9 protein-coding genes are annotated in these 7,963 nt (G+C 68.2%); 7 read left to right on the forward strand and 2 right to left on the reverse strand.

The genetic code is table 11. The features are described from left to right. Positions 1-165 precede the first annotated feature (165 nt). From AC5RUJ_RS07380 to AC5RUJ_RS07390, 3 genes are read left to right on the forward strand one after another with little or no spacing between them, the layout of a single operon-like run. Positions 166-1,173 carry a metal ABC transporter solute-binding protein, Zn/Mn family gene (locus tag AC5RUJ_RS07380; RefSeq protein ID WP_494100840.1) on the forward strand — a complete coding sequence of 336 codons (1,008 nt, stop codon included), beginning with the start codon at positions 166-168 and terminating at the stop codon, positions 1,171-1,173. Between the two features lie 38 nt (positions 1,174-1,211). Continuing rightward, positions 1,212-2,006, forward strand: coding sequence for a metal ABC transporter ATP-binding protein (locus tag AC5RUJ_RS07385; protein WP_494128881.1), 795 nt, complete (start codon positions 1,212-1,214; stop codon positions 2,004-2,006). 2 nt (positions 2,007-2,008) lie between these two features. Further along, positions 2,009-2,902, forward strand: coding sequence for a metal ABC transporter permease (locus AC5RUJ_RS07390; RefSeq protein ID WP_494128880.1), 894 nt, complete (start codon positions 2,009-2,011; stop codon positions 2,900-2,902). Positions 2,903-2,947: 45 nt separating this feature from the next. On the opposite strand, the gene AC5RUJ_RS07395 is transcribed toward AC5RUJ_RS07390, so the two are convergent. Beyond that, positions 2,948-3,391, reverse strand: coding sequence for a Fur family transcriptional regulator (locus tag AC5RUJ_RS07395; RefSeq protein ID WP_494000149.1), 444 nt, complete (start codon positions 3,389-3,391; stop codon positions 2,948-2,950). Between the two features lie 210 nt (positions 3,392-3,601). Between AC5RUJ_RS07395 and AC5RUJ_RS07400 the strand changes: the two genes are divergently transcribed. The 4 genes from AC5RUJ_RS07400 to AC5RUJ_RS07415 all read left to right on the forward strand — a co-directional run bounded on the left by AC5RUJ_RS07400 (position 3,602) and on the right by AC5RUJ_RS07415 (position 7,066). Further along, entirely contained in the window at positions 3,602-4,261 is a 660-nt protein-coding gene (locus AC5RUJ_RS07400; protein WP_494100841.1) for an MBL fold metallo-hydrolase, read from the forward strand. Positions 4,262-4,370: 109 nt separating this feature from the next. Next, positions 4,371-5,204 (forward strand): sulfurtransferase, encoded by an 834-nt coding sequence (locus AC5RUJ_RS07405; RefSeq protein ID WP_494100842.1) that lies wholly within the window; start codon positions 4,371-4,373, stop codon positions 5,202-5,204. Between the two features lie 109 nt (positions 5,205-5,313). Continuing rightward, positions 5,314-6,474: an NAD(P)-dependent alcohol dehydrogenase gene (locus tag AC5RUJ_RS07410; RefSeq protein WP_494100843.1), complete on the forward strand. Its 1,161-nt coding sequence runs from the start codon at positions 5,314-5,316 to the stop codon at positions 6,472-6,474. A 163-nt stretch (positions 6,475-6,637) separates the two neighbouring features. After that, complete coding sequence (locus AC5RUJ_RS07415; protein WP_494000145.1) at positions 6,638-7,066, forward strand: HIT family protein; 429 nt, start codon at positions 6,638-6,640, stop codon at positions 7,064-7,066. A gap of 10 nt (positions 7,067-7,076) precedes the next feature. Here AC5RUJ_RS07415 and AC5RUJ_RS07420 read toward each other — a convergent pair. Beyond that, a partial coding sequence (locus AC5RUJ_RS07420; RefSeq protein ID WP_494155720.1) for a DUF3418 domain-containing protein occupies positions 7,077-7,963 on the reverse strand: 887 nt, incomplete at its 5' end.

Raw genomic sequence — 7,963 nt, forward strand, 5'->3', positions numbered from 1 at the left:
CGCCGGTCCCGGGCCGCCCAGCTGCCGCGCTTGCCTGTGCGCCCCGGACAGTCCGCCCCCCACTGGCCGCGCCCGCCAGGGCGAATGCGAACGGTTCGCAACTGCGCTAAGCTGAAAACCCTTATTGTTACTGATTCTCATTATGAGTAGAACCGAGGTTTGCCCGTGAGGCACTCACGAACCGTTCCTGCACTGGCCGGGCTGGCCGCCGCCGCCCTGCTGCTGTCCGGCTGCGCCGCTGCAGGGGGAGAGGCCGAGGGTGACGGCAAGCTGAGCGTGGTCGCTTCCACCAATGTCTACGGTGATGTCGCCCAAACCATCGGCGGCGAGCACGTCGAGGTCACCTCGATCATCGACCGGATGGCCCAGGATCCACACTCCTACGAGGCAACGGCGCGGGACAAGCTCGCGATCTCCCAGGCCGACCTGCTGCTGGAAAACGGCGGGGGCTATGACACCTTCATGCACACCCTGGCGGACGAGACCGGCGTCGACCACGAGTACCTCATCACTGCGGTGGAGCTGTCGCCGCTGTCCGGTGCAGAAGGCGCCGACGCGGGGCACAGCGAGGACGCCGACGCGGGGCACACCGAGGGCGCCGACGCGGGGCACACGGAGGACGGCGGCCACGCGGACCACAGCCACGGCGGCCTCAATGAACACGTTTGGTACGACCTGCCCACCATGGCCGCGATTGCAGATGCCATCGCGGAGAAGCTCTCGGCCCTTGACCCGGAGCAGGCCGAAACGTTCCGGGCCAATGCCGAGCAGTTCCGCGCCGGAATTGACGGCCTCCAGAGCGACATGGACGAACTCGCCGCCACGGCGAGCGGGGAAGCCGTCGCGGCCACCGATCCGGTGCCCTTGCACTTCTTCGATGCGCTGGGACTCGAGAACAAGACCCCGGCAGGCTTCATGGAGGCGGCCGAGGAAGGCAGCGACGCCGCGCCGGCAGCCCTGAGGGAGGCCGAGGAGTTGATCACCGAGGGATCGGTACGGTTTGTCGCCTATAACGAACAGACCGAAGGCCCGCAGACCCAGGGCCTACGCAAATTGGCGGAAAAAGCGGGCATCGAGGTCCTCAACTTCACCGAGACCCTGCCGCCTGACCAGGACTACCTGACCTGGATGGCGGAGAACCTGGAATCCGTGGACCAGGCGCTGGGCGCGTGACCGGTCAGAACGCCGGGCCGTGGTTAACTGAGACTGCCATGACCCCCGCCGTCCGCTTGCAGGGCGCCTCGCTGTCCTTCGGCCAGCGCGTGCTGTGGCATGACCTCGACCTGACCATCAACCCGGGCGAATTCTTAGCGGTGCTGGGTCCCAACGGCTCCGGCAAGACGAGTTTCCTGCGCGTATTGCTTGGCCTGCAGCCGCTGAGCAGTGGGACGGCCGAGGTCAACGGGCGGCCGCTGGAGCGCGGCAGCCGGGACATCGGCTATATTCCCCAGCAAAAGACCTTCGCTCCGGAGACCCCGCTGCGTGCGCGCGATCTGGTGGGCTTGGGTCTGGACGGGCACCGGTGGGGCATTAGGCTGAACGGCCGCAGGCATCGCCGGCGGGTGGACGAACTGCTTGAGATGGTGGGCGCCTCCGGTTACGCGGAAGCCCCGGTCGGGCAGCTGTCCGGCGGCGAGCAACAGCGTCTGCGGGCGGCCCAAGCGCTGGCCTCCGACCCCCAGGTGCTGCTCTGCGACGAGCCTTTGCTCTCGCTGGACCTGCACCACCAGCAGGCCGTGAGCTCCATGATCAATAGGCAATGCCATGAAAGGAACAGCGCGGTCGTCTTCGTCACGCACGAAATCAACCCGATCATCGACTATGTGGACCGGGTGCTCTACCTGGCCGGCGGCCAGTTCCGCGTTGGCACGCCGAAAGAAGTGATGACCACCGAGGTGCTGTCGCACATGTACAACAGCCACGTCGAGGTCATCCACAACCAGGGACGGATCATCGTGGTGGGGCTTCCCGACGCGACCACCCACCACCACAGCGAGGTGGTGTAGGCATGGATGCATCGGAACTGCTGAATGCGGTCTTCAACTTCAACGACTACGGCGACCTGCTCCCGCTGGTGCGCAACTCGCTGATTGCCGGCGCCGTCCTGGGCCTGGTCGGCGGCCTGATCGGCGTGTTCGTGATGATGCGGGACCTCGCCTTTGCCGTGCACGGCATCGCCGAGCTGTCCTTCGCCGGGGCGGCATTCGCACTGCTGATCGGCGCGAACGTGGTGTTCGGCTCGCTGGTGGGCTCGGTGATCGCCGCCGTCGTCCTGGGCATGCTGGGGATGCGGGCCCGGGACCGGAACTCGATCACGGGCGTGATCATGTCCTTCGGGCTGGGCCTGGGGATCCTGTTCCTCTCACTCTACGAGGGCCGCTCGGCGAACAAGTTCGGCCTGCTGACCGGGCAGATCGTCTCCGTGGACACCGTGCAGCTGAACCTTCTGACCGCGGGTTCGGCCGTGGTGGTGCTCGGGCTTGTGGCCATCTGGCGTCCGCTGGCCTTCGCCAGCGCCGATCCGGACCTGGCCGATGCCCGCGGCGTGCCGGTGGGTGCCCTCGCGATCGTGTTCATGTTCCTGCTGGGACTGGCCGTGGCGCTGTCCATCCAGGTGGTCGGCGCCTTGCTGGTGTTGTCCCTGGTCATTACCCCGGCGGCCGCGGCGCTCCGGGTAAGCAGTTCGCCGCGCGTGGTCGTGCTGCTGAGCGTGGTATTCGCGGTGACCGCCGTGGTGGGCGGCATCCTGCTGGCCCTCGGCGGCAGCCTGCCGATCAGCCCCTACGTGACGACGATTTCGTTCCTGATCTACGTGGTCTGCCGGTTGGCCGGGGCACGGCGGCAACGGCGCGGCAAGGTGGGGCGGCGTGACGTCGCCGCGGTACGGGTGACCGCCGGTTAAGCCCTGCCGGGCGGTGCGACGTGCCGCGGTACGGGTGACCGCCGGTTAAGCGCTGGCGGGGGCGGCGCTGCAGTCCGGGCAGAGCCCGTACATTTCCACGGTGTGTGCAACCTGTGTGAAGCCGTGCTCCGCCGCCATCCGGGCGGCCCATTGCTCCACAGCCGGAGCCTCAATCTCCACGGTCTTGCCGCAGGTGCGGCAGAGCAAGTGGTGGTGGTGATGTTCGACGGCGCAGCGCCGGTACACGGCCTCGCCCTCGCCACTGCGCATCACGTCCACTTGGCCGTCGTCGGCCATGGCCTGCAGGATCCGGTACGTGGTGGCCAGCGAGACCGAGTCGCCGCGGTCCTGCAGCAAGCGGTGCAGTTCCTGCGTGCTGACGAAGTCCTCCAGGCTGTCCAGGGCGGCAGCCACGGCCACCCGCTGGCGGGTCACCCGCTGTTCCGAACCGCGGCGCTGCGCCTGCGGTTTCGCTGAAGGAACGGACATGTCCGCTTCGGCTCCTCGCTGTTGATACTGGCACCCGTGGGGTGCATCCCAGCCTACCAGCAGGCCTGAATACCGGGGCACGCCGGCCCGCTCAGACGCCGGCCTGCTCAAACGCCGAGACCGCCGGCACGCCTGCAGCGCCGGGACGCCGGCCCGCTCACACGCCGAACCGCCGCACGCCGGCCGGCCCCCGCCGCTAGGGTGTGATCCATGAAGCTGACAAAATACACCCACGCGTGCGTACGGCTTGAGCAGGACGGACACGTCCTGGTGATCGACCCCGGTAACTTCTCGGAAGTGGAACAGGCCCTCGATGGGGCTACCGCCGTCCTGGTCACCCACGAGCATGCGGACCATATCGACCAGGACCGAGTTCCCGGTGTGCTCGCGGCGGCGGACGACATGCAGTTGTATGCCCCGGCCTCCGTGGCCGCCGACCTTCGGGCGCTGGTCCCGGCGGCAGCGGGACGGATCCATGCCGCCGAACCGGAGACGGAGTTCGAGGTGCCCGGGTTCCGCATCCGCACCTTCGGCGGCCAGCACGCCCTGATTCATCCGCACATCCCGGTGGTCGCCAACATCGGCTACGTCATCAATGACAGCCTGTACCACCCAGGCGATTCCTTCATCGTTCCGCACGGACTGGACGTCCGGACCGTTCTGGTGCCCATCCACGCGCCGTGGTCGAAGACGGCCGAGGTGATCGACTTCGTCACCGCCATGCGCGCCGAGAACGCCTACCCGATCCACGACGCCGGGCTCAGCGACCGCGGCCTGTCGTTGGTGGAGAAGCACGTGACCTTCTTTGGCGGCCACTACGGCACCAGCTACCGGCACCTGTCGCCGGGGGAGAGCGTGGAGCTGGGCTGAGAGTCGGGGACGGCACGGGCGGGGCTGCTTGGCCCAATACGTGCTGCTGTGATGGACTGTCGGGACACCGGCGGGCAACGACGCCCGCCAGCAGTCAGGAGGAGATCTCATGAGGACTCTGATGGACGTGCAGACACTGCGTGAACGGATGATCTCCGGACAGCGCACCGTACTGCTCGATGTTCGCTGGAAACTGGGCGACGACGCCGGCCACAGCCACTACCGCCAGGCCCACATTCCCGGTGCCGTCTACGTTGACCTGCCGTCGCAGCTTGCGTCGGCGCCGTCAGCGAAGGGCGGACGCCATCCGCTGCCGGAGCCGGAGGCCTTCCGCGAGGCCGCACGCGATTGGGGCATCAACAACGACGACGTCGTGGTGGCCTACGATGACAACGGCGGCATGGCCGCGGCCCGGGTGTGGTGGCTGCTGAAAGACGGCGGATTCGACTCCGTCTACCTGCTCGACGGCGGGCTCGCCGCCTGGCGGGACGAGGGGTTTGAACTGGACAGCGGCGACGAGCTGGCGTGCCTGGGCAACGTCGAACTGGGCAGCGGCAGGATGCCCAGGCTTGAGCTGGAGGACGTGCTGGATTTCGCGGGTACCTCGCTGTTGCTGGATGCCCGCGCCGTCGAGCGTTACCGCGGCGAGTTCGAGCCGGTGGATTCCCGCGCCGGACACATCCCCGGCGCCGTCAGCGCACCGACCACGGCCAACCTGGCCCCGGACGGACGCTTCCTGCCCTCCACGGAACTCGCGGCACGATTCAAGGAACTGGGGGCGGAAGGACGCAAGGTGGCCGTCTATTGCGGCTCGGGCATTACCGCCGCCCACCAGGTCGCGGCGATGGCCGAGGCCGGCATGGATGCGGCGCTCTTCCCCGGCTCCTGGTCGCAGTGGTGCGGACATCCGGAGCTGCCGGTAGCCACGGGGAGCGCGCCGTAATCAGCCGCCTGGTCGGCCCCGTGCCCGCGCCCTGCAGCACGGCACCGAAAGCGTCACAGAGGGTGTGCCGTGGTGGCATAGCGAAGCAGCAAACGGTAGCGTCAGGCCCATGACACTTGGCCGTCCGGCACCGCCGCCGCTGGGGAAACCGCTCACACCTGACCAGGAGCAGCAGGCCCTCGCGGCAGCCGACCTGCCGACACCGAGAAGCAGTATGAGGACGGCCGCGGCCTACGGAGTGACGGGGCCCGGATCCGGAATGGTTGCGCTGCAGATCGAACGCCGCACCGCCGGGCCGCACGACGTGGAGATCGCCATTGCCTTCTGCGGCCTCTGCCACTCGGATGTCCACACGGTTCGCGGCGAGTGGCGCGAGATCGAGTATCCGCTGGTGCCCGGCCACGAGATCGTTGGGCGGGTCACGGCCATCGGCCAGGACGTCACCCTGCATGCCGTCGGCGACCTGGTGGGGGTGGGCTGCATGGTGGATTCCTGCGGCGACTGCTCCGCCTGCGGGGAAGGACTTGAACAGTACTGCGACAAGGGTGCGGTGGGCACCTACGGCGCCCGCGACCGCCGCCACGGCGGGGAGATGACGCAGGGCGGGTACGCAACGTCCGTCGTCGTCGATGAAAACTTCGTGCTGCGCGTGCCCCCGGAACTGGACCCCGCCGCCGCGGCCCCCCTGCTCTGCGCCGGCATTACCACTTACTCGCCCATGCGCTACTTCGGCGTCGAAGCCGGCGACTCCGTCGGCGTGGTGGGTCTGGGCGGGTTGGGACACATGGCGGTCAAACTGGCCAAGGCCATGGGAGCGTCGGTAACTGTCTTCACGAGCTCTGCGGACAAGGCCGATTCGGCCCGCGCGCTCGGCGCCGACCACGTGGTGGTGACCGGAGACGCCGAGGCGCTCGCGGCCGCCCGCCGCAGTGTCGATTTGGTCATCGACACCGTGGCCGCGGCCCACGACCTGGCCCCGTACCTGCGGGCCATCCGCCGCGACGGTGCGCTGATCCAACTGGGCGTGCCGCCCGAGCCGATGCCTCCGGTGCCGGTCAACCTGCTGATGCGCGAGCGAGTCGCCTACGGCGCCTCGAAGATCGGCGGCATCGCCGAGACCCAGGAGATGCTGGACTTTTGCGCCGAACACGGGATCACGGCCGACATCGAACTGGTGGGCGCACCGGACCTCGACCAAGCCTATGACCGCATGGTGGCCGGGGATGTTGCCTACCGGTTTGTCCTGGACATCGCATCGCTGAACCGTTGAGCAGGGGCCGAAACCGTGGCGACCGACCGGTCTGGGCCTGCCTGCACCGAAGCCGGGCCGGCCGAACCTTCGCTGTCACCCGACCGGACCCCCATCAGCCCGGCTGGAAGCTGCCCGACTCTTACCGACCCCCGAGTGACCCCAACCGACAAGGACTGCGTACATGAGCACCCTCTTCACCAAAATCATCGACGGCGACATCCCCGGCCGCTTCGTCTGGAAGGACGACGACGTGGTGGCGTTCCTGAGCATCGGCCCGCTCGCGGACGGGCACACGTTGGTGGTGCCGCGGCAGGAAGTGGATCGCTGGACCGACGCCCCGGCCGACCTGCTGCAGAAACTCACGGCGGTCGCCCAGACCATCGGCAAGGCCCAGGTGGAAGCCTTTGGCGCCGCCCGGGCCGGCCTGATCATCGCCGGCTTCGAGGTGAACCACCTGCACCTGCACGTCTGGCCCTCCAACTCGGAGGCCGAGTTCGACTTCAAGAGGGCGCAGCAGGACCCGGACCCGGCCGTGATGGATGAGTCAGCCAAGCGCCTCCGGGCGGCGCTGCGCGAGGCCGGACACGGGGACGTCGTCCCCGCCGACTGACGCGCATGCCTCAGCCGGCGAGGGCCTCGTTCAGGGCCGTTCGGACGCGCTTTTCGGACACCGAATACGCGGTGCCGAGTTCCTGCGCGAAGAAGCTGATCCGCAGTTCTTCCAGCATCCAGCGAACCCTGTCCAGCCCCGAGCCGTCCAGGTTGCCGGGCTTCAGCGCCGCCCTCGCGTCGTCGTACTCGTCTTCGAGCCGCTGCACCACTGCCATGTGCTGCACGTCCCGGCCCACGGCGGTCGGCAGTTTTTGCAGCCGGCGCTCAATCCCCTCGAGGTAGCGCGGCAGCTGGCTGAGCTGCGCATAACCCGTGGCCGCCACGAACCCGGGATAGACCAGCTGCTCCAGCTGGCTCTTGATGTCGGAGAGCGGACTGATCAGGGCCAGGCTGGCGTTGGACTTCAGCTCCTTCTGGATCCGCCGGGTGCTGGAGAGGATCTTCTCCACGATGGCGGTCACGGTGAAGACGGTATCGATCAGTTCCGCGCGGACCTGCTCGTACAGCGCGTCGAAGCCGGCCCGGGTGAAGGGCAGCTCGGCCGGCACCAGCTTGTCCACCGCGGCCTGCGTGCAGTCGTCGATCAGCGACGCCACCGAACCGTGGGGGTTCTGCGTGAACGTCAGCTTCTCCGTGTTGTTCAGGTGGTCCAGCACGTACCGCTGCGGCGAGGGCACCCGCAGCACCAGCAGCCGGATGATGCCCGAGCGCATCGCCGCCTGCTGGCCGGAAGGAGTCTGGTAGACGCGCACACCGACGGTGCCGCCTTCGTCCACCAGCGCCAGATAGCCGGTCACGGTGTGCCCGGCCACCTCGCGCCTGACCTCGCGGGGGAGATCACCGTCCGGCCAGGCGGTCAGGCCGCTGCGTTCCTGCAGGCCCGCGGCGGCATGTG

This window comes from Arthrobacter sp. Y3223164, assembly GCF_059091005.1.